Genomic DNA, 25,525 nt, shown 5'->3' with positions numbered 1-25,525 from the left:
CTATGGACATTCAAAATACGATTCAAAAATTAAGGGAAGAATTAAATCAACACAATTATAATTACTATGTGTTAGATAAACCCACGATTTCCGATTTTGAATTTGATTTAAAATTAAAAGAACTTCAGAATTTAGAAAATAAATATCCAGAATACTTTGACGAAAATTCCCCTTCTCAAAGAGTAGGGGGTGCAATTACCAAAAATTTCCAAACTGTTGCTCATGAACACCGAATGTATTCTCTTGATAATTCCTATTCCAAAGAAGAATTAATTGATTGGGAAAAACGCATTCAGAAAGTTCTGGGCGATGTTCCATTAGAATATACTTGTGAATTAAAATACGATGGTGCTTCTATCAGCATTACCTATGAAAACGGAAAACTAAAACGAGCAGTTACGCGAGGCGATGGTTTTCAAGGTGATGATGTGACGAACAATATCAAAACTATAAAATCAATTCCTTTAGAGTTGAAAGGCAATTTTCCTGATAAATTTGATGTTCGTGGCGAAATCATTTTGCCTTTTGCAGGTTTTGAAAAAATGAATCAGGAATTAATTGAAATTGGAGAAACGCCTTATTCTAATCCAAGAAATACGGCTTCCGGGAGTTTGAAATTGCAAGATAGCGCTGAAGTTGCAAAAAGACCTTTGGATTGTCTGTTGTATTTTTTAATTGGAAATAACCTGCCTTTTAAATCGCAATTTGAAGGCTTGGAAACTGCCAGAAAGTGGGGATTCAAAGCACCGAAAGAAGCAAAACTGTCACATAATTTAGACGGAGTTTTTCAATATATAGATTATTGGGACACTCACAGGCATAATCTTCCTTATGAAACGGATGGAGTAGTGGTAAAAGTTAATTCTTTTCATTATCAGGATGAACTTGGTTTTACTGCGAAATCGCCTCGTTGGGCAATTGCTTATAAATTCAAATCAGAACAGGTTTCAACAAAATTAAATTCTATTTCATATCAAGTAGGAAGGACAGGTTCTATAACTCCAGTAGCTAATTTAGAGCCTGTGCAACTAGCCGGAACTATAGTAAAACGCGCTTCTTTGCACAATGCAGATCAAATTGAGAAACTCGATATTCGAGTTGGAGATACTGTTTTTGTAGAAAAAGGAGGAGAGATTATTCCAAAAATTATTGCTGTTGATTTAAGCAAACGCCCAGAAAATACAGAGCCAACAAAGTACATTACAAATTGCCCGGAATGTCAAACTGAATTAGTGAGAAGTCAAGGCGAAGCCAACCATTATTGTCCTAATTTTTATGGTTGTCCGCCACAGATTATTGGGAGAATCCAGCATTTTATTTCAAGGAAAGCAATGGATATCGAAGGTCTTGGCGGTGAAACGGTAGCCTTGCTATTCAATAACGGGTTGGTTCATAATTATGCCGATTTGTATGAATTAAAAGTGGAGCAAATTCTTCCTTTGGAACGAATGGCTCAAAAATCCGCAGAAAATTTGGTAAACGGAGTCGCTAATTCAAAAAATATTCCTTTTGAGAGAGTTCTGTTTGCACTTGGAATCAGATTTGTGGGAGAGACAGTGGCTAAAAAACTGGCTAAACATTATAAAAGTATCGATGCATTGAGTCATGCGACTTTGATGGATTTGATTCTGGTAGATGAAATAGGGGAACGAATTGCGCAAAGTGTGCTTGATTTTTTTGATAATCAGGAAAATCGAATTATCATTGATAGACTTAAAAAACATGGAATACAATTTGAAATTATCGAAAAAATAAATCCAAATGCAACAGTTAAACTTTCTGGAAAAACCTTTGTAGTTTCAGGCGTTTTTGAGAAATTTTCCAGAGACGATTTGAAAAAAGCGATTGAAGATAATGGAGGGAAAGTAGGAAGTTCCATTTCGGCAAAAACGGATTATCTTATAGCTGGCGATAATATGGGCCCTGCTAAATTAGAAAAAGCTAATAAACTCAATATTTCTATAATCTCTGAAGATGATTTTATGAATTTAATAAATCAAATGGATGCGTCTACTAACTAAAAAGTTTAATCTTATACCGGAAAATACAATCGTATTTTTGTTGTTTTCTTTTGCATTTATAGAAGTTATAGCAGAATTATTTTCATTTAAAATGATTTTGTTTGCATTTAAACCCTTAGTTGCCGCTTTGCTAATCTACCTTTATTGGATTACCTCCAAGGAAAGAAATGAGTTTTTTTTTATAACTATCTTTTTTTTGTTGCTTACCAGTATATTTATTATTTCAGAATCACAACTTTATTTGACGTTGGGGTTAGCCGGAATTATAGTTCATAGAACATTATTAATTGTTTACATTATAAAGTTGAATAAGGTCAAAGATTTTATACCTATTCTAATAGCGATAATTCCTTTTGTATTTATTTTTTCTTATTTGCTCTCGATTTCGGATGGAATTCCAGAGGGAAGTTATTACCCTTTGTTAGTCCAAAATATATTAGTATCTATTCTTGGCGGAGTTATTTTGTCGAATTATTTTATGACTGAAACTACAAATACACCGTGGCTGTCTATCTTTGGAGTACTATCTATAGCCTTGTATTTTACTGTTTTTATCGAGAAACTTTTTTTAAATAATTTGCCGCCAACCTATTTTAGACCATTGGGAATGGTTTTGTATGTAACGAGTTATTATGCTTTTTATAAATTTGTAATTGATACCGAAAAATTGAATACCGAGTTAAAAGCAAATAATGAATAGAGTAAGAGACTTTTTTACTCCGTTCAAAAAATCATGAGTGTGAAACGATTTTTGATTTTATAAAAAAATCGATTATAGAGTTACACTATAATCGATTTTCCTTCAAAAGCTTTAGCTTTATTGTTATCTACATAAAAATCTATTCTTCCTAAATTAATGCCATAGCAGCCTACCTGATTTACTAAAACTTCTTTGCCCAAAAGATTCCTAGCAACTGTAGGTTTGTCTAAGAACGTGTGGGTATGACCACCAATAATCAAATCTATATCTTGAGTGAGTTCGGCTAATTTTAAATCAGAAATTTTATTTGGCTCATCTCTGTATCTGTAACCTAAATGAGATAAACAAATCACGATATCACATTGCTTTTCTTTCTTTAAAATCCGAACCATATCCTGAGCTGTTTCCACAGGATTATTGTACACGGTTTCTTTGTACATTCCTTTGTCAACCAATCCTGCAAGCTCTATTCCAAGTCCAAATACACCTACTTTTATTCCGTTTTTATTGAATATTTTATACGGTTTTACAAAACCATCCATTACTGTATTTTTAAAATCGTAATTGGCGGACAGGAATTCAAATTTAGCATGGGGCATCTGCGCATGCAAACCTTCAACACCATTATCAAAATCATGATTTCCTACTGTAGACGCATCGTACTGCATCATACTCATCAATTTAAACTCTAATTCGCCTCCGTAATAATTAAAATATGGCGTTCCCTGGAAAATATCACCAGCATCCAATAGTAACACGTTTGGATTTTCTTTCCGAATCGTTTCAATCAAGGCTGCTCTTCGTGCCACGCCACCCATATTTGCATTGCGGGGATGATCCGCGGGGAAAGGATCAATATAACTGTGAACATCATTCGTGTGTAAAACCGTAAGTTGTCTGGTTTTTGTCGACTCAAAACTGCTTAATGACACACCTAAACCTATTAATGCTGAACCAGCAGCTGTTTTCTCTATAAATTCTCTTCTTTTCATTTTATATTTTTTTGGAGCTATTTCCCGCTTTTCGTTATATCCACGCAAAAAAAGCGTGGGATGCCGCTGCAATCAGGGCTAGGGCTTTCCGTTTTCTAAAACTATTTTGTTCTCTAAATTCGAATTACTTATTCAACAGTAATTCTAACATCTTTTATTACAGGAATGGTATCCACTTCTTTAAAATAATCTATAAGTATATTTCGTAGTTTGTACTCTAAATCAAATTTTTGAACTCCTTTTTTGAAGAAATTCATATTGTCACCACCGTTAGACAAATAATCATTAGTTCCCACATAATAAATGGTTTCCTTATTTAGTGGTTTTCCTTGTACCATAATATTTTTGGCAACATTATTTTTATCAATAGTAAAGGTTACTCCGGCTAATGGATGTGGTTTTTTCTCTGCGATGAAAAAGTCTACCATTTCAAGAATTTGTTCTCCTTTTAATGCAATAACAACCAAACTGTTTTCAAAAGGCATAATTTCAAAAGCTGTTCTGGCTGTTACATTTCCTTTTGGAAGTATGGAACGAATCCCTCCGCTGTTGAGTAAACAAATATCAATATTCTTTTGTTCTCTGGATTGAAATACGATATTTCCTCTCATTAGAGTAACATCAGCCATCAAATTACCAATTGTAGTTTGCCATTTACCGGTACTTTTATCTAATGTTTCCGGGCTATACGCTAAAACGCTATCTAAATCCTTGTTAATATGTTCTCTAAAAGGTTTTATAAAATTTTCAATTGCAGGAACTTGATTTACCTTTTCAGTGATAGGAATTCGTTTCCCTTCTATTTTAGTGACGTAATTTTGTTTGCTGCAAGAGGCAACAAATAAAAATGTTAAGAATATAACAAAAAGTTTAGAAACGTCGTTATACTTTTTTAGATTTACCATTTTAAATGCGACTTATTTAATTAATTTTGTAATCAAGTAAAAGTAATATGTTTTTAAATTATATAAAGAATTTTTTACTAAAAAAAACACTAAAAAATAGCTTGCAAAATTTAAAAAATGATTTCACCGCTCATCCTATCAAATCAATTGGTTTAGTAGTTGATGTTTCAGATTTTAATAATACAGAATCACTGATTAAAGAATTGTTATCGTGGGGAATTCTTCCAGAAAATATAAAAACGATTGTTTATTACGAGAAATTAAAAAAAAGTGAAGCAGAAATTCATCTCACATTTAGTGATAAACATCTCAATTGGAACGGAAAATTTTCATCAGCTGATGTAAATGATTTTGTGAAAGAAAAATTCGATTTGCTCATCAGTTATTACGATTTAGAAAAAGCAATTCTAATGCAAATTACGAATAATTCAAAAGCACATTTCAAAGTAGGTTTTTCATCCATAGACAAAAGGTTAAATCATTTTATGATTAAAACTGAAGTCAATAATTATAGTATTTTTACAAGTGAGCTATTCAAATATTTAAAATTATTAAACAAAATATAAAATAATATGCAATCATTAATAGGAACTGGTGTTGCTCTTGTAACTCCATTTAAACAAGATTTTTCAATTGACACCGAAGCATTAAAAAGAATTGTAAATTTTTCTGTCGATGGAGGAATTGAATATCTGGTAGTTTTGGGTACCACTGCAGAAAATGCAACTTTGTCTCCAGAGGAAAAAGAATTGGTTATACGTACTGTAATTGAAGCTAATAATGGTGCGTTACCATTGGTGTTGGGAGTTGGAGGTAATAATACATTAAAAGTTGTTGAAGAGTTAAAGACTAGAGATTTATCAGCGTTTGCGGCGATACTTTCTGTTTCACCATATTATAATAAACCTACGCAGGAAGGGATTTACCAACATTTCAAAGCAGTTGCTGAAGCTTCTCCAATTCCGGTAATACTGTATAATGTTCCGGGAAGAACGGCAAGTAATATGTTGCCTACAACTGTTTTGCGTTTGGCTAACGATTTTGAAAATATTGTAGCTATAAAAGAAGCGGCAGGAGATCTTGTTCAGGCAATGCAATTATTAAAAAATAAACCTAAAGATTTTCTGGTGATTTCAGGCGATGACATGATTGCATTACCAATGGTTTTAGCAGGTGGAGCAGGCGTAATTTCAGTTATTGGGCAAGGTTTTCCAAAAGAATTTTCTGAAATGATCCGTTTAGGATTAAACAGAAAAGTGGATGAAGCTTTCAAAACGCAATACCTTTTAGCGGATTGTATTGATATGATTTTTGAACAGGGAAATCCAGCCGGAATCAAAGAAGTGTTTCTATCACTGGGAATTTCAGAAAATACCGTGCGTTTGCCATTGGTAAAAGTAGATGATTCTCTGGCTACTAGGATTGATGAGTTTGTCAAAAAAATCAATAAGCAAGGGTAAAGAAAGGGTCTTTTTTTAAACAAAAAATATATTTTGAAGTCGCTGAATTAATAACTAAATTTGCCACCGAAACTTCGGTATGATTTTGTAGGTTGTTTCAACTTGCAAATCATGAAAAAAGTAAAAAAAATGAAAAAAATAATATCTCTATTGCTTCTTGTTGCTGTTTTCAGTTCTTGTAACGAGTACCAAAAAGCATTAAAAAGCGAGGATGTTGCTGTTAAATTTGAGATGGCAACTAAATTATACGATTCTAAAAAATATGCCAAAGCGATTCGTATTTTTGAACAGATTGCTCCTGCTTACAGGGGAAAACCTCAAGCGGAAAAACTGTTCTACATGTTTGCTCAATCCTATTACAAAACAAAACAATATTATTTAGCTGGATACCAGTTTGAAAGTTTCGTTTCTAGTTATCCTAAAAGTGAAAAATTGCAGGAATCGGCATATTTGGGAGCTAAAAGTTACTCAATGTTGTCACCCGTTTACAGTTTAGATCAAGCAGATACCACAAAAGCGTTAGATAAATTACAATCATTTATTGATAATTTTCCGAACTCGGAATATCTAGCAGAAGCCAATACTGCAGTGAAAGTATTAAGTGAAAAAATTGAGAAAAAAGTATTTGAAAATGCTAAAGGATACAATACAATTTCAGATTTTAAATCGGCTATTGTCGCTTTAGATAATTTTGTTGCTGATTATCCTGGAACGCCCTACAAAGAAGATGCGTTGTTTTATAAGTTAGATTCTGCGTATCAATTGGCCATCAATAGTGTTCCTACAAAAATGGAAGAGCGATTAAATGTTGCCAAAGTTGCACAATCAAATTTGATAAAATTTAATGCTGAAACTAAATATAAAAAGATAGCTAACGAAATGTTAGTTCGAATAGAAAAAGATTTACAAAAATTTACTAAATAAATAAAGTCATGGATTTAAAAAAGACGAATGCTCCAGTAAATACAATAACATACAACAAAAATGTTATTGAAGAACCTACTGGTAATGTATATGAAGCGATAACCATTATGGCTAAAAGAGCAAATCAAATCAATTCTGAAATCAAAAAAGAATTGACAGAGAAATTAGAAGAATTTGCTACATATAATGACAGTCTTGAAGAAGTTTTTGAAAACAAAGAACAAATTGAGGTTTCAAAATTTTATGAAAAACTTCCTAAGCCGCACGCTTTAGCAGTTCAAGAATGGTTAGACGGTAAAATTTACCACAGAGATTCAAATAAATAACTGTACGATGTCAGTTTTAAGCGGTAAGAAAATTCTACTTGGAGTTTCTGGTGGAATTGCAGCCTATAAAACAGCATCATTAGTACGGCTTTTCATAAAAGCAGGTGCACATGTCCAAGTGATAATGACACCTGCTTCTAAGGATTTTGTAACTCCTCTTACGTTATCCACATTGTCCAAAAATCCTGTACATTCCAGTTTTTATAATCAAGACGACGAGAACGAAAAATGGAATAATCATGTAGAATTGGCACTTTGGGCTGATTTAATGGTTATTGCTCCTGCAACAGCAAATACTTTGTCTAAAATGACAAGTGGTACGTGTGATAATCTTTTGATAGCAACGTATTTATCGGCAAAATGTCCGGTATATTTCGCGCCAGCAATGGATTTAGATATGTACAAACATCCGTCAACGATAGCTAATTTTTCTTCTCTTACACAATTTGGGAATACAATCATTCCAGCCGAAAGCGGTGAGCTGGCTAGCGGATTATCTGGTGAAGGCAGAATGGCTGAACCTGAGAATATTGTGGTTTTTATTGAAGAGGATTTAAACAATAAATTGCCGCTAAAAGGAAAAAAAATACTAATCACGGCAGGTCCTACCTACGAAGCAATAGATCCAGTACGTTTTATAGGAAATCATTCTTCAGGAAAAATGGGTTTTGATATCGCAATTAGTGCGGCAAATCTGGGAGCTTCGGTGATTTTGGTTTCTGGACCTACAAACTGTAAGGTTTCAAATCCATTGATCAATGTTATTCCCGTAGTTTCAGCAGAAGAAATGTACATGGTTTGTCATCAATTTTATGGAGACACAGATGTAGCTATTGCTGCTGCAGCCGTTGCAGATTACAAGCCTAAAACCGTTGCAGCACAAAAAATAAAGAAAGCTGCAGATAATTTTACAATTGAACTCGAAAAAACGAAAGATATTTTAGCTTATTTAGGAGCCCAAAAGAAATATCAGTTTCTTATTGGTTTTGCTCTGGAAACAGAAAATGAAATTGAAAATGCAAAGCTGAAAATTCAGAAAAAAAACTTAGATTTGATAGTTTTAAATTCGCTGCAAGATCAAGGCGCTGGTTTTGGTAAACTAACCAATAAGGTTACTTTTATTGATAAATTTTTTAATATTGAACCTATGGAATTAAAATCAAAAGAAGCAGTTGCAGATGATATCCTGAACAAAGTAATGACACATTTTGGTATTCAGCGATAATAATTGTAATCGTATTTTCAAATAGTTGTATTTATACAAAACCGATAAAATAGAAATCTACAGATGAATAAAATTTTTACTTTTTTGCTGCTTTTTATTTTTAGTTTTGCCCAAGCACAACAGTTAAATTGTGTTGTAACCGTAGATTCGCAAAGATTGAGCGCCACAAATCAGCAAGTTTTTAAAACTTTAGAAATCTCAGTAACCGATTTTTTAAATAAAACAGATTGGACAGGTCAGGCAGTTAAACAAAGTGAAAAGATTAATTGTTCCATGTATATAACTGTTTCTTCAAATAGTTCTGATCAATTTACAGCCACAATTCAAGTACAATCTTCCAGACCGGTTTTTAATTCCTCCTATGCGTCACCTGTATTAAATTTTAATGACAAAGACTTTAATTTCAGATATATAGAATTTGAAAATTTGATTTTTAATCCAACAACGTTCGATTCTAATTTAGTTTCTGTTCTTGCATTTTACAGTTATATGATTTTAGCATTGGATGCAGACACATTTGTTGCTGAGTCCGGAACGCCAAATTTTGAAATCGCTCAAAATATTGCGAACGTTGCGCAACAGGGCGGATCAAAAGGATGGAGTCAAGCTGATGGAAATCAAAATCGTTATTTTTTGATAAATGATATTTTATCTCCTACATTCAAACAAGTGAGACAAACCATGTTTGATTACCATACGGGATTAGACTTGATGAGTCAGGATTTGAAAGCGTCGAAAGAAAAAATAAAAGGATCATTGGTTAGTTTGGCAAAATTAAATCTTACTAGACCTAATGCCTTTTTAACACGTGTGTTTTTTGATGCTAAATCAGACGAAATAGTCTCTATTTTTTCTGGTGGTCCTAGTATTACTATCTCAGATTTAGTTGATAATCTGAATAAAATTTCTCCTTTGAACTCAAGTAAATGGGTTTCTATTAAATATTAATTGGTCTTCAATTTTAGTTTAATTTAAATTTTTTCAAAAAAAATAATATAGTAAATGATAACTTCACTTTCGATAAAAAACTATGCTTTAATAGAAAAATTGAGTATCGATTTTTCAAAAGGTTTTTCTACAATTACTGGAGAAACGGGTGCTGGTAAATCAATAATTTTAGGCGCATTAGGATTGGTTTTAGGAAAAAGAGCCGATTTAACTTCTTTGAAAAATAAGGAAGAAAAGTGTGTCATTGAAGCTCATTTTGAAATTTCTAAATATAATTTGTTGCCTTTCTTTGAGGAAAATGATCTGGATTATGAAAACGATACCATTATTAGAAGGGAAATTCTGCCTTCGGGAAAATCCAGGGCTTTTATAAATGACAGTCCTGTAAATCTTCAAGAGCTGCAGGAATTGAGCTTTTTTTTGATTGATATTCATTCGCAACAACAAACACAGGAACTTTCAGATGAAAATGTACAGTTCAATATTATAGATGCTATTGCAGCTAATAAAGAGACAATTCTAGGGTATCAATCGGTTTTGAAGAATTATAAATCTGACAAATCTAAATTGAATTCGTTGCATAAAAGACAAAGCGAATCAAAGAAAGAGCAGGAATACAATACTTTTTTGCTGGGTGAATTGGTGGCAGCGCAATTAAAATCAGGTGAACAAGAAGTTTTGGAAGCTGATTTTGAGAAGTTGAATAATGTAGAAATTATAAAGGAATCTATCGATAAATCTTTGGCTATAGCCAATGAAGAACAAATAGGTGTATTGCATAATTTGAACGAAATTAAGGTTTCATTACAAAAAATCGCCTCTTTTTCAGATGAATATCATTCTTTATTAGAACGAATTACAAGCATAACAATCGAATTTGATGATATTTCAAATGAAATGAATCGTTGTTCTGAAAAATTAATTAACGATCCGGAACAATTGGATTTAATCAGTCAAAAGCTTCAAGTTATTTTTACTTTGCAAAAGAAACATCAGGTTTCATCTGTGGATGAGCTATTGGAAATTCAAGCTAATCTTGAAAATTCAGTTTTAGAATTAGGCAATATGGAAGAGGAAATTTCGGCATTGACTGTTGCTATCGAACAAAAAACAGTTGAGTTAGATACTTTTTCGGAAACAATCCATAACAGTAGAGTGGAAGCTGTTCCCGTTTTATCTCTGAAATTGATTACCATTTTGGAAACGTTGGGAATGCCAAATGTGCGTTTCAATATTGATATTAATACAACGGAAACCTATTTTCCAAATGGAAAAGATGAGCTTCAGTTTTTGTTTTCTGCGAATAAAGGAACTGATTTCGGATTGTTGAAAAAAGTGGCGTCAGGAGGGGAAATGTCAAGGATTATGCTGGCTGTAAAAGCAATATTGGCACAGTATTCAAAACTTCCAACGTTGATTTTTGATGAAATTGACACAGGTGTTTCCGGTGAAATCGCCATCAGAATGGGTGAAATCATGAAAGAAATGAGCCAGAAGATGCAAATTTTTGCGATTACGCATTTACCGCAAATTGCGGCAAAAGGGAATGCACATTTTAAAGTATTTAAATCGACTGTTGGCGAGGATACCCAATCTGAATTGAAGCTTTTAAATGACGATGAAAGAATAGTTGAAATTGCGCAAATGTTGTCAGGAACAATCGTTTCTGATTCTGCCTTAAATCATGCGAAAGCCTTGTTGAACTAATATTTTACTTTATATTTGTTTCCTTATAAAAGCAAGATATTTGCATCAGCAATAAAACGATTAGACGAATAAATAAAAAACGAATAACCAAGAATATGATTATAGAACCAAGAATGAGAGGGTTTATTTGTACAACATCACACCCAAAAGGATGCGAGCAAAATGTTAAAAATCAAATAGAGTATATAAAATCAAAAGGTGCAATTGAAGGTGCAAAGAAAGTATTAGTAATAGGTGCTTCAACCGGTTTTGGTTTGGCTTCACGTATTACAAGTGCTTTTGGTTCAAATGCAGCTACAATTGGTGTATTTTTTGAAAAAGCACCTTCTGAAGGAAAAACAGCTTCTCCAGGTTGGTATAATTCCGCTGCTTTTGAACATGAAGCGCACAACGCAGGATTATATGCTAAAAGTATCAATGGCGATGCATTTTCAAATGAAATAAAGCAACAAACATTAGATCTTATAAAAGCTGATTTAGGCCAAGTAGACTTGATAATCTACAGTTTAGCATCACCTGTACGTATGCACCCCGTTACGGGAGTTTTGCATCGTTCTACGTTGAAACCTATTGGAGGTACATTTACTAATAAAACGGTTGATTTCCATTCCGGTAAAGTTTCAGAAATTTCAATTGAGCCTTGCAGTGGTGACGATATTGAAAATACAGTTGCAGTTATGGGTGGTGAAGATTGGGCTATGTGGATTGATGCTTTAAAAGCTCAAAACCTATTGGCTCCTGGCGCTACAACGGTTGCTTATTCTTATATTGGACCATCACTGACTGAAGCGGTATATAGAAAAGGAACTATTGGTCGTGCCAAAGATCATCTTGAGGCGACTGCATTTGCCATTACCGACAGTCTTGCTGCGATTGACGGAAAAGCATTTGTTTCAGTAAATAAAGCATTAGTAACACAAGCAAGTTCTGCAATTCCGGTTATTCCATTGTACATTTCGCTATTGTACAGAATCATGAAAGAGGAAGGAATTCATGAAGGATGTATCGAACAAATTCAGCGCTTGTACCAAGAAAGATTGTATACAGGAAATGAAGTTCCGGTGGATGAGAAAGGAAGAATACGTATTGATGATTTAGAAATGCGTCTTGATGTTCAGGAAAAAGTAGCTAAATTGTGGATTGAAGCTGTAACTGAAAATTTAGCTGAAATAGGAGATTTAGAAGGATACAGAAAAGATTTTTATAATCTATTTGGCTTTGACGTAGCAGGAGTAGATTACAAAGCCGAAACAAACGAAGTGGTAAACATCGAAAGTATTGGCTAATCAAATTACTGAATAAAATATTTATAAAACCATCAATTAATAGTTGATGGTTTTTTTATGGATAAAGATTATATTTGTTAAAATTTTTTAAATCTAAAAATTCACATTAATACCACCTTTGACATTTATGTTTTTTTCCTTAATTATACCCGTTTTTAATTGTCCTGACGAAGTTGACGAGCTTTTAGAAAGTTTGTCTCACACTACTTATAAAGAAATATTTGAAATTGTATTAGTAGAAGATGGATCTACTTTAGTATGTAAAGATGTTGCCGAGAAATATGGAGACCGACTTGATATTTCGTATTATTACAAAGAAAATTCAGGACCTGGTGATTCCAGAAATTACGGAATGCAGAAAGCCAGAGGTGATTATTTTATCATTTTCGATTCAGATTGTATTATTCCAACGCAGTATTTATCAGAAGTTGACAAAGCATTAAAACTAAATTATGTCGATTGTTTTGGAGGTCCTGATAAAGCTTTAGACAGTTTTTCAGATATTCAGAAAGCAATTAATTTTGCAATGACTTCTTTTTTAACAACGGGCGGAATCCGCGGTGGTTCTGAAAAAATTGATAAGTTTCAGCCTCGAAGTTTTAATATGGGATTGTCACGAAAAGCTTTTGAAGCCTCGAAAGGTTTCCGAAATATCCATCCTGGAGAAGATCCGGATTTGTCCATTCGCTTGTGGAATCTAGGTTTTGAAACCAAACTGTTTCCCAATGCTTACGTGTATCACAAGAGAAGAATTGATTGGGAAAAGTTTTCAATTCAGGTGAATAAATTTGGAAAAGCAAGACCTATTTTGAATAGTTGGTATCCAAAACATAATAAACTGACTTTCTTCTTTCCTTCTGTTTTCATTATTGGATTTTTTATTTCAATTGTATTGCTGTTGATTTTTAATTTTGATGGTCTACTTCAATTGTATTTTATTTACTTTTTGGTACTGTTTTTGGTGTCTTCTTACCAGAATAAGAGTGTTAAAATAGGTTACTTATCAGTAATAGCGGTTTGGAAACAGTTTTATGGATACGGTTTAGGTTTTATCAAATCATATTATAAAGTGATTATTTTGAAACAAAAACCCCAAGAAGCTTTTCCTGAATTATTCTTTAAAGTGTAATATGACAAAAATTATTGGTTTAACTGGCGGTATCGGAAGTGGAAAAACTACCATTGCAAAGTATTTTCAATCCTTTGGGATTCCAGTATATATTGCTGATGATGAAGCGAGGAAGATTATGCAATCTCCAGAAATTATCAACGCCATTAAAAATACATTCGGAGAGGATATTTTTGAAAACAGGATATTAAATCGTGAAAAACTGGCCAAAATTGTTTTTAACGATCCCGAAAAACTAAAAAAACTAAACAGTATTGTTCATCCTGCAGTAAAAAAACATTTTGAACTCTGGCTTATAGAAAATAAAACTTTTCCTTACATTATTTACGAAGCGGCGATTTTATTTGAAAGTGGACGATATAAAGATTGTGATATAATTGTAACTGTTACAGCTCCAATAGAAACAAGGCTACAGCGTGTTCTTGAACGTGATAAAACTACTCGGGAACTTGTTTTGAAAAAAATGGAAGCGCAATGGTCAGATGAAAAACGAATTGCAAAAAGCGATTTTGTAATTGAAAATATTGCTCTTGATGCTGCAAAACTGGAAGTGGATCGAATTCTTAAAATTTTAAAGATTAAACAAAAACATTCATAGGTGTTAATGTTTGGTTAATCTATTATTTAATATATTGTTAAAATACTAAATTTGTTTCGATGAATAAACTTTTTTTTAGATTACTTGTTTTATTAATGAGCTTGTCCCTAATTGGGATTATTCTAGTTCAGGTGTATTGGTTTAATACCTCATTTAAAAATAATGACGAGCAATTTAAATTTCATGTTAAACAAGTTATTGGCAGTGTGGCTGATAAGATTCAAAAACAAGAAGCATACAATTTTTATGATAAAATAAATCACTATAAAGACAGTACAGGAAAAGTACCAAAAAAGGATGATATATTAGAATTTTATTACGTTCAAAAAAATCCAAGAACCAATAAAACAATCATATATTCAAACAGTATAATTTCTGAAGATTACAATATTTCACCTTCGTTCTTTGATAAAAAATTTGACAGTGAAAAGTTCAAGAGCTTTAGCTCTAAACGTGTAACTGAAGTTTATAACAATAATTCTATTGATAAATCTGGGGTAACACAAAGTTTAATTCCTGATATTAGAGTTGAAAAAAGAGGTAATTTAGATGTTTTAGACAACGCGTCATTTGAAATTTTTTACAAGGATTTCGCGTCTGTTCTGCCTATTCAAGAACGTGTTTCCAAAGAAACATTGAGTAAACTTATCAAAAAAGAATTAGAGGAATCTGGCGTGAGTACAAAATTCGAATTTAGTATTTACAATAATAACTTAGCGACTGCTGTAAAATCGAACGAATTTAAATACAACAAAGAAGCTACTTATTCTATCCCAATCTTTACTGATAATGAAGGGAACAGTAAATACCAATTACTAGTTACATTTCCGCACAAAAAGAAATTTTTGTTGTCAGATCTCGTAAGCATAACGGTGCTTTCTATCATATTTACGCTAATTATTCTTATTGCGTATTCAAGTGCATTGAATCAATTAATACGTCAACGTCAGATTTCTGAAATTAAGAACGATTTTATCAATAATATGACGCACGAGTTCAAAACTCCGATTGCGACAATTAATTTGGCTTTGGATGCAATCAGAAATCCGAAAATAATTGATGATAAAGAAAAGGTGTTACGATACCTGCAAATGATAAAGGATGAAAATAAACGAATGCACGCCCAAGTAGAAAATGTACTGCGTATCTCTAAACTAGAAAAAAAAGAATTAAATATTATAAAAGAATCACATAATATTCATGAGATTATAAACGATGCAATTGAGCATGTAAATTTAATATTAGAAGATAGAGAAGGTACAATTAAAATCCATTTTAATGCAGTGAGAACTACAGTTTTAATTAATGATGTTCATTTTACTAATGTAATTGTTAATATTTTGGAGAATGCTATAAAATATTCTCCTAATATTCCGGAAATTGAGATTTTTACTGAAAATATCAAAGATATGATTATTATCAAAGTAAGAGATAAAGGTTTGGGAATGAGTAAAATTGCTCAAAAAAGAATTTTTGAAAAATTTTATCGAGAGCATACAGGTGACATCCATAATGTCAAAGGACATGGTTTGGGTTTAGCTTATGTGAAAAGAATTGTTGACGACCATAACGGTCAAGTTTATGTAGAAAGTGAAAAGGGAAAAGGGAGTACCTTCATAATAAAATTACCATTAATAAATTAGTATATGGAAAATGTAAATAAAAAAATACTTCTAGTGGAAGATGATCTTAATTTTGGTGCAGTTTTAAAAGATTATTTAATGCTAAATGATTTTGATGTCACTTTGGCTAAAAATGGGATGGAAGGATTTGAAAAATTCAAAAAAGATACTTTTGATTTATGTATTCTGGATGTTATGATGCCTTACAAAGACGGATATACATTAGCCAAAGAAATCAGAGAAAAAAACAATGAAGTGCCAATCATTTTCTTGACAGCAAAATCGATGAAAGAAGATGTGTTGAAAGGATATAAAGCTGGTGCTGACGATTACTTGAATAAACCTTTTGATTCGGAAGTATTGTTGATGAAAATCAAAGCTATAATTCAAAGAAAATCTTCTGACACTAAAGCAGAACAAGTACAATTTGAATTTAATATTGGTAAATTTCATTTGAATTCAAAACTTCGTTTTCTTACCTTTAATAATGAAGAACCAATAAAACTGTCTCCAAAAGAGAATGAATTATTGAAAATGTTGATTCTTCACGAAAATGACTTGATGCCAAGAGAATTAGCCTTGACAAAAATTTGGAGAGATGATAACTATTTCACTTCAAGAAGTATGGATGTTTACATCGCTAAGTTGAGAAAGTATTTGAAACTGGACGAAGATGTTGAAATTTTAAACATCCACGGAGAAGGATTCAGATTAGTTGTTAAGAATAAAGTAGCAGAATAAATACATATAAGCCTCAAGAAATTGAGGCTTTTTTTTTGGATTGAAATAGTGTGATTTATTTCCAATTCAATTGTAAAGCAAAACTGGTTTTATCTTCTTTTGTAATACTAAAAATGGTTTCTTTTTCTGAAATACTTTCGTGAATGATGACTGTATCTTTTAGTGATAATTCCTTTAAGAAATTCATTTCAAAACTTTTAATTTTCTGATTTAGAATTAATTTCTCATCCACCAAATCCAAACACCATTCCAGATATTTGACATTATTGACATGATTTACAATGTCTAAATCAGATAAGAACACGCTTTTTTCAAAAACAATTTCCTTTTCATGATTGAAATTTATTTTAGAGAAACCATCAATAGTTGCTCTTTTTTCAGGAAATAATTCAAAATGTTCAAATGGTAACGCCAATGCTTCCGGCCGACGCTTTTTAGTATTAAAAACTGCCCAGAAAGTCTCAGAACCTACAATTTTTTCTCCATTTACGTGCATTTCCAGCGCACGCACGGAACGAGAATTTTCCAAAGAATTAATCCATGTTTTCACAGTTACCGTATCACCCCATTTTGGCAATTTGTTTATCTCGACACGCATTCTGCTCAATACCCAAGCTTGGTCAAATTCCTGCATGTCCGTAAAACTGATCCCACCAACTTCTGAATGTGCAGCAGCCGTTAATTGCAGCATATTACACAAATCAGTGTATTTTAAAAATCCATTTGGCGTACATTGTGTAAAATTGATTTCCCAGTCTTTGCTTAAAATGGAAGTGAAATTTGGAGAGATAGGCATATAAATAATTATGAATTATGAATTATGAATTTGTATTCTTTAGTTTTATTTTTTTGAATTGATGTAATCCACAATAGTTTCATAGGGAGTTTCAAAATCAAACCATTTGGTATTTTCATTTCTTTTGAACCAAGTTAATTGGCGTTTAGAAAATCTTCTGGTGTTTTTCTTTATTTCTTCAATGGCAAATTCCAATGAAATTTCTTTGTCAAAATAACTGAATAACTCTCGGTAACCCACTGTTTGTAATGCATTCAACTCTTTATTTGGAAATAACGTTTTGGCTTCCGCTAGTAAGCCTTCGTTCATCATAATGCCAACGCGTTGATTGATTCGGTTATAAATGACCTTTCTATCGGCTTCCAAACCTATTAAAATTGGAGTGAAGGTGCGACTGTTTTGCTTTTGATTTAAAAAAGAAGAATATGGTTTTCCGGAACCCAGACATACTTCTACAAAACGCATCATTCGTTGCGGGTTTTGTAAAGTTTGAGGATTTTCGGCGGCTAAAGTTTTGAAATAATCAGGATCTAAAACTTCGAGTTTTTGCTGTAAATATCCGATTCCTAATTTTTCATAATTCGTATTTATTTCAGTACGAACTGAGGCGTCTATTTCCGGAAATTCATCAAAACCTTTTAGAATTGCATCGACGTACAGTCCGGAACCGCCAACGAGAATCGCATAATCAGTGGTCAAAAACAATTCGTCCAGTTTTGCAATCGCTTCTTTCTCGAAATCACCAACGGTATAATTTTCGAATATGGATTTGTTTTGGATGAAATGATGAGTTGCAGTGTCTAACTCAGCTTTGTTTGGCACAGCTGTTCCGATGGTCATTTCCTTGAAAAACTGTCGGCTGTCGCAGGAAAGAATATCGCATTTGAAATAATTAGCTAAAACAATGCTTAAGGAAGTTTTTCCGATTGCTGTAGGTCCGACAATTGTGATTAAGTATTTCATATTTTTTTAGCCCAGATGGAAACGGAAACCCCGCAGTTATGAAAATTAGTTTTTCCTGGTATAAAAGAGCGACTGAAAGAAGCTCCTTTTATGCCTTAGAAAAACAATTAAAATAACGAGGAGTTGTAGTGTACAGCTGGAATTGCTTCTAATTATTAATTTAAAGTTCTGATCCGCAATGGAAACAGTATTTGGCATTAAATTCATGACCTTCAGTACCGCATACATTACAAGGATTGATTCTCTCAGACCTTGGTTTTTTGCGGTTGCTATTGGCAAATTCAGCTGAAACTATTCCGGTAGGAACGGCAATTATTCCGTAACCCATAATCATGACTACCGATGCGATGGCTTGTCCCAGTGGCGTTATAGGCGAAATATCTCCATATCCTACAGTTGTGAGCGTGACGATAGTCCAGTAAATACTGATAGGAATACTAGTGAAACCACCTTCTTTTCCTTCGACTACATACATTACAGAACCGATGATGATACTGCTGATAAGCATAAAATAAATGAAAATCAATATTTTTCCTTTGCTGGCAATCAACGCTTCTTTGAGGTGTGTAGATTGGCTGGAGAACTGCGGATGTTTCAAAATTTTGAATAATCGCAATAATCTCAGGGCTCTGACCACTGTTAAGACACTGGTTCCAACAAAAAACAACGAGAAATACATGGGTAAAGTGGCAATCAAATCAATAATTCCATAGAAACTAAATATGTATTTCCAGGGTTTTTGGATTGAAATGATGCGCAGAATGTATTCTAAAGTAAAAAATACAGTTATAACCCACTCTAAAATAATGAGTTCGTGATGGTATTTTATATCGAAACCTTTTACAGTTTCGAGCATAACGATGATTACGCTGAGTAAAATAACACCTAAAAGTACCAAATCAAATAATTGTCCGGAAGCTGTATTTGTTCCGTAAATTACGATATTCGTTTTTTGTCTGAAAGCGTCAAATTTCGACTTTATTATGTGCATACTTTTTATTCGATTAATAATCGATTAGAATTTCAAGGTTTTCAGAGTCTTATTTTTTCGGATATGTCCTTGAATAATATTTTTGGTGTCACGGTTATTTTGCATCGGAATAATGATATTTCTTAGTATTTCGATATTATTGATTTGATAGTTTAAATCATAAAAAGCATAGCCTTTATAAATCCCGTTTTCTATCAAAACTGCTGATCGCTCACTGATGGTTCTTCCTTTATCAATCAAGACCATGTTTTGATTCTCGAAACTATTTTTCTCGATAAAACTGAGCACTCTGGCATTGTATTCTTCAGGAGAAACACTACCAATACAAGCGCCGTCGCACTCTTTAATGCTGTATTGAAAACAATTTGTTTTAGTATGATATAATCCGGTCAGTTTCTGGCATAAATTGTAATGGGAAGAGATTCTGAACAATGCATTTTTGCCTTCCTGCAGCGAAGTAAAAGAGGTGATTTCTTTTTTTCGACCATCTGCTTTTTGAAGTTTCAGATTGATGTAACCATTTTTATCTTTCTCAGCATATAAAGCCAGTTGAAAAATACTTTTTCGCTGAGCTCTGTTAAAGATGGGTTTATTTATTTTTATTTCTTCACTTTCTTTTAATAAAGCAATCAATTCACTTCCGGTTTCATCATACGTTACGGTAAAAACTTCTGCTTGAATTTTTTTGCATTTTGGCGAAGTTCCTGTAAAATGCTGGTTGATTCGTTTTTTTATGTTTCGGCTCTTGCCGATGTAAACTAGGTTCCCTTTTTCGTTGTGAATGTAATAAACACCAGTTTTGGTAGGTAATTTTGAAACAATATCCAGCAGTTTTGGAGCAATTCCTTTTTCGATTTCGAGCTTAATAAAATCTTTTACAATTTCTTTTTCCAAATCTTTTTCTAAAAGTATTTTAAATAATTTGACAGTTGCTAATGCATCTCCACTTGCACGATGTCTATCTGCCATTGGGATTCCAAGGGCGCGAACCAATTTTCCTAAACTATGGGAAGGCTGCTCTGGTAATAATTTTTTTGATAATTCAACCGTACAAAGTGTTCTGGCTTCAAAATCGTATCCTAACCGTCTGAACTCTGTTCGAAGTATTCTGTAATCAAAAGAGGCGTTATGAGCAACGACAATACAATCGTTTGTCATTTCGATAATGCGTTTTGCAACTTCAAAAAATTTCGGTGCCGATTGTAACATGGCGTTATTAATACCAGTGAGTTTGACCACAAAAGGCTGAATTGGAATTTCGGGATTGACCAAACTAATAAACTGATCCACGATTTCATGTCCATCAAATTTATAGATGGCAATTTCAGTGATTCCCTCCTCGTTAAATTGTCCTCCAGTGGTTTCTATGTCGAGTATTGCGTACAATTTTTTTGTTTAATGTTTAATGTTTCAAGTTAAGAAACATCTAAAATGCTTCGCCAGTCCGCTATCGGTAGGTTAAAAAGCGTTAATCGAAAATCAATTTCTTCCCCCAAAGATACTACTTCCTATTCGAACCATAGTGCTTCCGCATTCAATTGCGAGTTGATAATCGCCGGACATTCCGATTGAGATAGTTTCCAGCTGGCAGTTTTCAGTTTTCAGTTCTTTTGTTTTGTCGAAAATTGTTTTCAAATGAGTGAATTCTTTTTTGACTTGTTCTTTGTCATCTGTGAAAGTGGCCATTCCCATTAATCCAACGATTCTAATGTTTTTCAGTTCCTGAAATTCGTTTGAGGATAGGAGTAAAGCGAGTTCTTCCTCGTCAAGACCAAATTTAGTTTCCTCTTCCGCAATATAAATTTGTAGTAAGCAATCGATAATTCTATTATTTTTTAATGCTTGTTTATTGATTTCGTGTAGTAATTTTAAACTGTCTACTCCGTGGATTAAGCTCACAAACGGCGCCATAAATTTGACTTTATTAGTCTGAACATGACCTATCATGTGCCATTGAATGTCTTTGGGCATTTGTTCCCATTTCTCAGCCATTTCTTGGATTTTGTTCTCTCCAAAAATGCGTTGACCAGCTTCATAGGCTTCCATTAAATCCGAAACAGGTTTGGTTTTTGAAACCGCAACTAAGGTTACATGTTCCGGTAAAGTAGATTTTATTTGGAGTAAATTATTTGCTACTCCCATTTTGATGTTTTGATTTTAAGGTGTTAAAGTTCATAAACGACTAATCCGCTTCTAAACTTTGGTTCAATGTACGTACTTTTTGGAGGCATTATTAGATTAGCATCTGCTAAGGCTTTTATTTCTCGAATGTTTGATGGGAATAGTATAAAACCGATTTCAAATTCTCCTTGATCAATTTTATTTTTTACTTCTAAAACGGATTGTTTTCCTGATAGATATTCTATTCGTTCGTCATTTCGTAAATCTTCAATGGCAAGAATAGGTAACAATACTTTTTTGTATAAAATTTGTGTATCTAAGCATTCCAAAACGGTATCGAAAACTTCACTTTCTTTGCTTAAAATTAAGCTATAAAAGGAATTGTCAAGATACATTCCGAATTCATGTTTTTTGGAAGGCTGAAAAGGTTGCTGATATTTATTTGTAATAATAAAATTCTTTTCTAATTCCTTTAAAAAATCTTCTTTGGTAAAACCATTTAAATCTTTTACCAAGCGATTAAATTCATATATTTTTACGTTGTTTTCAGAAATTAAATAGCTCAAAATATGGTTTTTAGCTGTATTTTCTGAATCATTATTTTCCTCAGATAACAATTTTAATGCTTCAGTACGATGATGACCATCCGCAATATAAAGACTATCCGTTTTTTCGAAAATGTTTTGAAGCCAATTTATTTCTAAAGGATCTTCAATTTTCCACAAATAATGAATCTCTTTTTTTGTTGTTGAAAATTCAAAATCAGCTAGTTTTTGGGTACAATTAAAAATCCAGTTTTCAATTGTTTTATTGTCTGGATAAGTCATCAAAACTGGTTCGGTATTAAACTCAGAATATTTCATGTAGTCTTTGAGTAATCGAACACGGAATGCGATAATATCTTCGTGTTTTTTGATGATATTATTGCAATAATCAGCTACACTTGTTCCTGCAATAATCCCTGTAAAAGATTGTGTTTTGGTAACAATTTTGTGAATATAAATAGCCGGTTTTTTGTCTTTTACCAAAATGATTTCATTTTTGAAATCCTCATATTTTTGATGAACCTGGCGGTATCTTTTTTCAAAAGAAACAGTTTCCTGATTGGTGTAAGCAGGTTTTAGAATATGTAGAAAAGACAACGGATTGAAATCTAATTGTGCCGCTAATTCAGCATTTACATATTCTTCATAGGAACGGCAGGTGACAAGACATACCTTATCACGAGTAGGACGAACTGCTTTGAAAGGAACTATTTTAGCCATAATTAAGTCAAAAGTCAAAAGCCCAAAGCCGAGCATTTAAAGTAATTAACTTCAAACTCCCGAATTTTAAACATAGAGACTATATAAATTGTTTGGAAATTTTCTCTGCTTTTTTACTTTCAGAATAATCGTAGAAACCTTCACCGGATTTTACCCCCATTTTTCCTGCACGAACCATATTTACCAATAACGGGCAAGGAGCATATTTTGGGTTTTTGAAACCGTCGTACATAACATTTAAGATGGCTAAACATACATCTAGACCGATAAAATCAGCCAATTGCAAAGGCCCCATTGGGTGTCCCATTCCAAGCTTCATAACCGTGTCAATTTCATAAACACCGGCCACTTTGTTATATAAGGTTTCGATTGCTTCATTGATCATTGGCATCAAAATTCTATTGGCAACAAAACCAGGATAATCATTTACTTCAACAGGTGTTTTTCCTAATTTCTCCGAAAGATTCATGATGATTTTAGTCACTTCGTCACTTGTGTTATACCCACGAATGATTTCTACCAATTTCATAATTGGCACCGGATTCATAAAATGCATTCCAATAACGCGTTCTGGATGCGCCACAACAGCTCCAATTTGAGTAATTGAAATCGAAGAAGTGTTGGTTGCTAAAATCGTATCGTGAGAACAAGCTTCATTCAATTGCTTGAAAATATTTAGTTTTAGTTCTACATTTTCGGTGGCAGCTTCTACTACTAAATCAACACCTACAACACCATCTTTAATATCTGTATAGGTTATAATATTGGTGATTGTTTTGGCTTTATCTTCTTGGGTAATGCTCCCTTTTGCAATCATTCGGTCTAAATTTGCGGCGATTGTTGCCATTCCTTTATCCAAAGATTTCTCTGAGACATCTATTAATTTTACGGTGAAACCACTTTGTGCAAAGGTATGGGCGATTCCATTCCCCATTGTTCCTGCTCCGATTACGGCTATTGTTTTCATATTTTTATTTTAAAGTTTATAAGTTTAAAGTTTAAAGTTCTCGAGAGCTACTTTAAACCTTAAACTTTATGCAAATTTTTATTTATTTTTTAAAACAATCGATAATTTGGTAGGCGACACGAAGTGCTTCAGTGGCTTGTTCCAATGTCACAATAGGTTCTGTATCATTGATTATGGCATCTGCAAACGATTCAAGTTCATCAAGAATTGCATTGTTTTGTTCCACATCTGGATTCGAGAAATAGATTTGTTTTTTTACGCCTTCCGCATTTTGTAAAATCATATCAAAATCGCCGGGAACTTCCGGAGCATCTTTCATTTTGACTACTTCACATTTCTTTTCCAAGAAATCTACTGAAATGTAAGCGTCTTTCTGGAAAAAACGAGATTTACGCATATTTTTCATCGAAATTCGGCTTGCCGTTAAATTAGCTACGCAACCATTTTCAAATTCGATTCTCGCATTAGCAATATCTGGTGTATCGCTGATAACTGAAACACCACTTGCACTAATATTTTTTACTTTTGATTTTACCACGCTCAAAATAGCGTCAATATCGTGAATCATCAAATCTAAAACTACAGGAACATCAGTTCCACGAGGGTTGAATTCAGCTAGACGATGCGCTTCGATAAACATAGGATTTTCAATCATGTTTTTTGTAGCTATGAATGCAGGATTGAAACGCTCTACATGACCAACTTGGCCTTTAACATTATATTCTTTTGCTAAAGCAATAATTTCTTCGGCTTCTTCTACCGTATTTGAAATAGGTTTTTCGATAAAAACATGCTTACCGGATTTGATGGCTACTTTGGCACATTTGTAGTGAGAAAGGGTAGGTGTTACAATATCAATTACATCAACGGCATGAATTAGCGTGGCAATTGTAGTGAAATGCTTGTATCCAAATTCTTTAGAAACCTTTTCGGCATTCTCTTGATTTGGATCATAAAAACCGACTAATTCATATTTATCAGATTGTTGTAATAAACGCAAATGTATTTTTCCCAGATGACCAGCACCTAATACTCCAATTTTCAGCATAACGATGTAATTTTTACAAAAATAGCAATAAAATGATTAATCTATTATTGATATGGGACAATTATTACGTTAATTTAAAATTTAAAATCCAACATTTGAATTGAGAAATTCTTTGTTATTTTTACCAAAATAAAATAGTAAATTTTGAAAGACACAGCCAAACATCAAGGACTTCGGAATCAATTAGTAAGCGTTTTAGAGCAAAAAGGAATTACTGATAAAAATGTTTTGGAGGCGATAAAAAAGATTCCAAGGCACTTATTTTTGGATTCCAGTTTTGAAGATTATGCGTATCAAGACAAAGCATTTCCTATCGGTGCAGGACAAACCATTTCTCAACCATATACTGTGGCTTTTCAGTCTCAATTGTTAGAAGTAAAAAAAGAGGACAAAATTTTAGAAATAGGAACAGGTTCTGGATATCAAACGGCAGTTTTGTGTACGATGGGTGCCAAAGTATTTAGTGTAGAAAGACAAAATGAATTGTTCAAAAAAACTTCGGGTTTATTTCCAAAGTTGGGAATTCGTCCCAAACATATTTCTTTTGGAGACGGATACAAAGGATTACCAGGTTATGCTCCTTTTGATAGTATTATTGTAACTGCTGGTGCTCCATTTATTCCTCAGCCTCTGATGGCGCAGCTTAAAATAGGTGGAAGGCTGGTTATTCCTTTAGGAGAAGAGGTGCAGATTATGACTTTATTAATCAGAAAAAATGAAACACAATTCGAAAAACATGAATTCGGCGAGTTTCGATTCGTTCCTTTATTAGAAGATAAAAATTAAATTA

The 25,525-nt window shown here is 33.0% G+C and carries 25 protein-coding genes; 15 read left to right on the top strand and 10 right to left on the bottom strand.

The genetic code is table 11. The annotated features are described in order from the left end of the window. Positions 1-2 precede the first annotated feature (2 nt). Both ligA and AC0J6S_RS14385 read left to right on the top strand, forming a co-directional pair. Positions 3-2,021, top strand: a complete 2,019-nt coding sequence (ligA, locus tag AC0J6S_RS14390; RefSeq protein WP_474954440.1) for an NAD-dependent DNA ligase LigA — start codon at positions 3-5, stop codon at positions 2,019-2,021. Further along, a complete protein-coding gene (locus tag AC0J6S_RS14385) occupies positions 2,005-2,721 on the top strand; it encodes a hypothetical protein (RefSeq protein ID WP_474954439.1) in 717 nt (238 codons plus the stop codon). Before ligA ends, AC0J6S_RS14385 begins: the two co-directional genes overlap by 17 nt. Before the next feature lie 80 nt (positions 2,722-2,801). Here the strand turns inward: AC0J6S_RS14385 and AC0J6S_RS14380 are convergent, their stop codons facing one another. Both AC0J6S_RS14380 and AC0J6S_RS14375 read right to left on the bottom strand, forming a co-directional pair. Then, complete coding sequence (locus tag AC0J6S_RS14380) at positions 2,802-3,713, bottom strand: bifunctional metallophosphatase/5'-nucleotidase (protein WP_474954438.1); 912 nt, start codon at positions 3,711-3,713, stop codon at positions 2,802-2,804. A gap of 128 nt (positions 3,714-3,841) precedes the next feature. After that, a complete protein-coding gene (locus AC0J6S_RS14375; RefSeq protein WP_474954437.1) occupies positions 3,842-4,618 on the bottom strand; it encodes a 5'-nucleotidase C-terminal domain-containing protein in 777 nt (258 codons plus the stop codon). Positions 4,619-4,665: 47 nt separating this feature from the next. On the opposite strand from AC0J6S_RS14375, the gene AC0J6S_RS14370 reads away from it, so the two are divergent. The 12 genes from AC0J6S_RS14370 (at position 4,666) to AC0J6S_RS14315 (ending at position 16,584) form a co-directional block, all read left to right on the top strand. Next, the gene (locus tag AC0J6S_RS14370; protein ID WP_474954436.1) at positions 4,666-5,184 is read left to right on the top strand and encodes a DUF6913 domain-containing protein; all 519 of its coding nucleotides are present in this window, start codon (positions 4,666-4,668) and stop codon (positions 5,182-5,184) included. Positions 5,185-5,190: 6 nt separating this feature from the next. After that, positions 5,191-6,078: a 4-hydroxy-tetrahydrodipicolinate synthase gene (gene dapA / locus AC0J6S_RS14365; RefSeq protein WP_474954435.1), complete on the top strand. Its 888-nt coding sequence runs from the start codon at positions 5,191-5,193 to the stop codon at positions 6,076-6,078. 129 nt (positions 6,079-6,207) lie between these two features. Next, the gene (locus AC0J6S_RS14360) at positions 6,208-7,002 is read left to right on the top strand and encodes an outer membrane protein assembly factor BamD (RefSeq protein ID WP_474954434.1); all 795 of its coding nucleotides are present in this window, start codon (positions 6,208-6,210) and stop codon (positions 7,000-7,002) included. Between the two features lie 8 nt (positions 7,003-7,010). Further along, a complete protein-coding gene (locus tag AC0J6S_RS14355; RefSeq protein ID WP_035671643.1) occupies positions 7,011-7,328 on the top strand; it encodes a DNA-directed RNA polymerase subunit omega in 318 nt (105 codons plus the stop codon). 7 nt (positions 7,329-7,335) lie between these two features. Next, positions 7,336-8,553, top strand: a complete 1,218-nt coding sequence (gene coaBC, locus AC0J6S_RS14350; protein WP_474954433.1) for a bifunctional phosphopantothenoylcysteine decarboxylase/phosphopantothenate--cysteine ligase CoaBC — start codon at positions 7,336-7,338, stop codon at positions 8,551-8,553. Between the two features lie 63 nt (positions 8,554-8,616). Next, positions 8,617-9,501, top strand: a complete 885-nt coding sequence (gene porD, locus AC0J6S_RS14345) for a type IX secretion system protein PorD (RefSeq protein ID WP_474954432.1) — start codon at positions 8,617-8,619, stop codon at positions 9,499-9,501. Between the two features lie 54 nt (positions 9,502-9,555). Then, positions 9,556-11,208, top strand: a complete 1,653-nt coding sequence (gene recN, locus AC0J6S_RS14340) for a DNA repair protein RecN (protein WP_474954431.1) — start codon at positions 9,556-9,558, stop codon at positions 11,206-11,208. Between the two features lie 95 nt (positions 11,209-11,303). Further along, positions 11,304-12,494 (top strand): enoyl-ACP reductase FabV, encoded by a 1,191-nt coding sequence (gene fabV, locus AC0J6S_RS14335; RefSeq protein ID WP_474954430.1) that lies wholly within the window; start codon positions 11,304-11,306, stop codon positions 12,492-12,494. A 127-nt stretch (positions 12,495-12,621) separates the two neighbouring features. Continuing rightward, positions 12,622-13,623: a glycosyltransferase family 2 protein gene (locus tag AC0J6S_RS14330; protein WP_474954429.1), complete on the top strand. Its 1,002-nt coding sequence runs from the start codon at positions 12,622-12,624 to the stop codon at positions 13,621-13,623. A 1-nt stretch (position 13,624) separates the two neighbouring features. Then, on the top strand, positions 13,625-14,221 hold the full coding sequence (gene coaE / locus AC0J6S_RS14325) for a dephospho-CoA kinase (RefSeq protein ID WP_474954428.1): 597 nt from the start codon (positions 13,625-13,627) through the stop codon (positions 14,219-14,221). 59 nt (positions 14,222-14,280) lie between these two features. Further along, complete coding sequence (locus AC0J6S_RS14320) at positions 14,281-15,864, top strand: sensor histidine kinase (RefSeq protein ID WP_474954427.1); 1,584 nt, start codon at positions 14,281-14,283, stop codon at positions 15,862-15,864. A 3-nt stretch (positions 15,865-15,867) separates the two neighbouring features. Next, positions 15,868-16,584 carry a response regulator transcription factor gene (locus AC0J6S_RS14315; RefSeq protein ID WP_113634522.1) on the top strand — a complete coding sequence of 239 codons (717 nt, stop codon included), beginning with the start codon at positions 15,868-15,870 and terminating at the stop codon, positions 16,582-16,584. A gap of 55 nt (positions 16,585-16,639) precedes the next feature. Here the strand turns inward: AC0J6S_RS14315 and AC0J6S_RS14310 are convergent, their stop codons facing one another. The 8 genes from AC0J6S_RS14310 to AC0J6S_RS14275 form a co-directional block, all read right to left on the bottom strand. Further along, positions 16,640-17,380 (bottom strand): acyl-[acyl-carrier-protein] thioesterase, encoded by a 741-nt coding sequence (locus AC0J6S_RS14310; RefSeq protein ID WP_474954426.1) that lies wholly within the window; start codon positions 17,378-17,380, stop codon positions 16,640-16,642. 45 nt (positions 17,381-17,425) lie between these two features. Next, positions 17,426-18,343, bottom strand: a complete 918-nt coding sequence (gene miaA, locus AC0J6S_RS14305) for a tRNA (adenosine(37)-N6)-dimethylallyltransferase MiaA (RefSeq protein ID WP_474954425.1) — start codon at positions 18,341-18,343, stop codon at positions 17,426-17,428. 160 nt (positions 18,344-18,503) lie between these two features. Then, a complete protein-coding gene (locus AC0J6S_RS14300; protein ID WP_474954424.1) occupies positions 18,504-19,334 on the bottom strand; it encodes an ion transporter in 831 nt (276 codons plus the stop codon). A gap of 24 nt (positions 19,335-19,358) precedes the next feature. Next, entirely contained in the window at positions 19,359-20,720 is a 1,362-nt protein-coding gene (locus AC0J6S_RS14295; protein WP_474954423.1) for an exonuclease domain-containing protein, read from the bottom strand. A gap of 93 nt (positions 20,721-20,813) precedes the next feature. Further along, on the bottom strand, positions 20,814-21,476 hold the full coding sequence (locus AC0J6S_RS14290; RefSeq protein WP_474954422.1) for a YggS family pyridoxal phosphate-dependent enzyme: 663 nt from the start codon (positions 21,474-21,476) through the stop codon (positions 20,814-20,816). 23 nt (positions 21,477-21,499) lie between these two features. Then, positions 21,500-22,720, bottom strand: coding sequence for a DUF1015 domain-containing protein (locus tag AC0J6S_RS14285; protein WP_474954421.1), 1,221 nt, complete (start codon positions 22,718-22,720; stop codon positions 21,500-21,502). Positions 22,721-22,799: 79 nt separating this feature from the next. After that, entirely contained in the window at positions 22,800-23,687 is an 888-nt protein-coding gene (locus AC0J6S_RS14280; RefSeq protein WP_165151058.1) for a 3-hydroxyacyl-CoA dehydrogenase family protein, read from the bottom strand. A gap of 82 nt (positions 23,688-23,769) precedes the next feature. Continuing rightward, positions 23,770-24,735 (bottom strand): Gfo/Idh/MocA family protein, encoded by a 966-nt coding sequence (locus AC0J6S_RS14275; RefSeq protein WP_474954420.1) that lies wholly within the window; start codon positions 24,733-24,735, stop codon positions 23,770-23,772. 144 nt (positions 24,736-24,879) lie between these two features. On the opposite strand from AC0J6S_RS14275, the gene AC0J6S_RS14270 reads away from it, so the two are divergent. Continuing rightward, positions 24,880-25,521 (top strand): protein-L-isoaspartate(D-aspartate) O-methyltransferase, encoded by a 642-nt coding sequence (locus AC0J6S_RS14270; protein WP_474954419.1) that lies wholly within the window; start codon positions 24,880-24,882, stop codon positions 25,519-25,521. Positions 25,522-25,525 lie beyond the last annotated feature (4 nt).

It is taken from the genome of Flavobacterium sp. TS_SC_5 (genome assembly GCF_056156265.1).
The sequence above is the reverse complement of the archived record's forward strand: the minus strand, read 5'-3'. Positions and strand labels throughout refer to the sequence as shown.

Excerpts from the sequence above, each read along its gene's own strand:
- ligA (WP_474954440.1), top strand. The coding sequence starts at position 3 with ATGGACATTCAAAATACGATTCAAAAATTAAGGGAAGAATTAAATCAA.
- AC0J6S_RS14385 (WP_474954439.1), top strand. The coding sequence starts at position 2,005 with ATGCGTCTACTAACTAAAAAGTTTAATCTTATACCGGAAAATACAATC.
- AC0J6S_RS14380 (WP_474954438.1), bottom strand. The coding sequence starts at position 3,713 with ATGAAAAGAAGAGAATTTATAGAGAAAACAGCTGCTGGTTCAGCATTA.
- AC0J6S_RS14375 (WP_474954437.1), bottom strand. The coding sequence starts at position 4,618 with ATGGTAAATCTAAAAAAGTATAACGACGTTTCTAAACTTTTTGTTATA.
- AC0J6S_RS14370 (WP_474954436.1), top strand. The coding sequence starts at position 4,666 with ATGTTTTTAAATTATATAAAGAATTTTTTACTAAAAAAAACACTAAAA.
- dapA (WP_474954435.1), top strand. The coding sequence starts at position 5,191 with ATGCAATCATTAATAGGAACTGGTGTTGCTCTTGTAACTCCATTTAAA.
- AC0J6S_RS14360 (WP_474954434.1), top strand. The coding sequence starts at position 6,208 with ATGAAAAAAATAATATCTCTATTGCTTCTTGTTGCTGTTTTCAGTTCT.
- AC0J6S_RS14355 (WP_035671643.1), top strand. The coding sequence starts at position 7,011 with ATGGATTTAAAAAAGACGAATGCTCCAGTAAATACAATAACATACAAC.
- coaBC (WP_474954433.1), top strand. The coding sequence starts at position 7,336 with ATGTCAGTTTTAAGCGGTAAGAAAATTCTACTTGGAGTTTCTGGTGGA.
- porD (WP_474954432.1), top strand. The coding sequence starts at position 8,617 with ATGAATAAAATTTTTACTTTTTTGCTGCTTTTTATTTTTAGTTTTGCC.
- recN (WP_474954431.1), top strand. The coding sequence starts at position 9,556 with ATGATAACTTCACTTTCGATAAAAAACTATGCTTTAATAGAAAAATTG.
- fabV (WP_474954430.1), top strand. The coding sequence starts at position 11,304 with ATGATTATAGAACCAAGAATGAGAGGGTTTATTTGTACAACATCACAC.
- AC0J6S_RS14330 (WP_474954429.1), top strand. The coding sequence starts at position 12,622 with ATGTTTTTTTCCTTAATTATACCCGTTTTTAATTGTCCTGACGAAGTT.
- coaE (WP_474954428.1), top strand. The coding sequence starts at position 13,625 with ATGACAAAAATTATTGGTTTAACTGGCGGTATCGGAAGTGGAAAAACT.
- AC0J6S_RS14320 (WP_474954427.1), top strand. The coding sequence starts at position 14,281 with ATGAATAAACTTTTTTTTAGATTACTTGTTTTATTAATGAGCTTGTCC.
- AC0J6S_RS14315 (WP_113634522.1), top strand. The coding sequence starts at position 15,868 with ATGGAAAATGTAAATAAAAAAATACTTCTAGTGGAAGATGATCTTAAT.
- AC0J6S_RS14310 (WP_474954426.1), bottom strand. The coding sequence starts at position 17,380 with ATGCCTATCTCTCCAAATTTCACTTCCATTTTAAGCAAAGACTGGGAA.
- miaA (WP_474954425.1), bottom strand. The coding sequence starts at position 18,343 with ATGAAATACTTAATCACAATTGTCGGACCTACAGCAATCGGAAAAACT.
- AC0J6S_RS14300 (WP_474954424.1), bottom strand. The coding sequence starts at position 19,334 with ATGCACATAATAAAGTCGAAATTTGACGCTTTCAGACAAAAAACGAAT.
- AC0J6S_RS14290 (WP_474954422.1), bottom strand. The coding sequence starts at position 21,476 with ATGGGAGTAGCAAATAATTTACTCCAAATAAAATCTACTTTACCGGAA.
- AC0J6S_RS14285 (WP_474954421.1), bottom strand. The coding sequence starts at position 22,720 with ATGGCTAAAATAGTTCCTTTCAAAGCAGTTCGTCCTACTCGTGATAAG.
- AC0J6S_RS14280 (WP_165151058.1), bottom strand. The coding sequence starts at position 23,687 with ATGAAAACAATAGCCGTAATCGGAGCAGGAACAATGGGGAATGGAATC.
- AC0J6S_RS14275 (WP_474954420.1), bottom strand. The coding sequence starts at position 24,735 with ATGCTGAAAATTGGAGTATTAGGTGCTGGTCATCTGGGAAAAATACAT.